This window comes from Pseudomonas fuscovaginae SE-1 (genome assembly GCF_000364705.1).
GTDB classification, from domain to species: Bacteria; Pseudomonadota; Gammaproteobacteria; order Pseudomonadales; family Pseudomonadaceae; genus Aquipseudomonas; species Aquipseudomonas fuscovaginae_A.
Window position 1 is genome coordinate 1 of record NZ_AQOH01000155.1, and the last position, 600, is coordinate 600.

The 600-nt window shown below is 50.2% G+C and carries 1 protein-coding gene; it reads left to right on the forward strand.

Features of this window, described 5'->3' with window-relative positions; translation table 11 throughout:
• Nucleotides 1-104: 104 nt before the first annotated feature.
• A partial coding sequence (locus K675_RS33025) for a hypothetical protein (protein WP_157383944.1) occupies nt 105-600 on the forward strand: 496 nt, incomplete at its 3' end.

Here is a 600-nt window from a genome sequence, read left to right on the forward strand (position 1 = left end):
GAACATTCCAGCATCACGCAACGCTTATCACCTATTCAACATACGACAGAAAACCAATAGGGAACCACCCTTAATTTCTCTGTGGCCGGCCATAGGAGCCTTCAATGAGCGCAACAGTCCATGTTGATTTACCCATCAGCATACAAAAAAACGAGAACAGCTTAGTTATTGTTGGCTTTGATATCCGTCTCGATCCATCCGGAAAACAAGGCAATATTATCTGGCCGTACACGATTCTGGAAAATGGAGATGCACCTCCCAGTGAAACGTCCATCACGATCTATGCTGACACCGTCACCCTGTATAGCGATCTCACAAATATCGGAAAAAACATCTCCATATTTGCCCGCGAGATCATCGTAAACCCCAATGTCATTATCAATGCCTCGGCCGCTGACACTTGGGTCGCTGAACCGGCTATCCCCAATTACAAGATTTTCAACCCGGCGCCCAATCCCACGCCGAGCGCTCGCTCAACAGGTCCAAAAGGCAGTGATGGCGGGACAGGCTGTGACGCGGGGTCTATCATGCTGGTGGCCCAACAGTTCAGCGAGCTACCATCCCCACCTACCTACCAGCCTAATCGTACCCGCCTGTTCA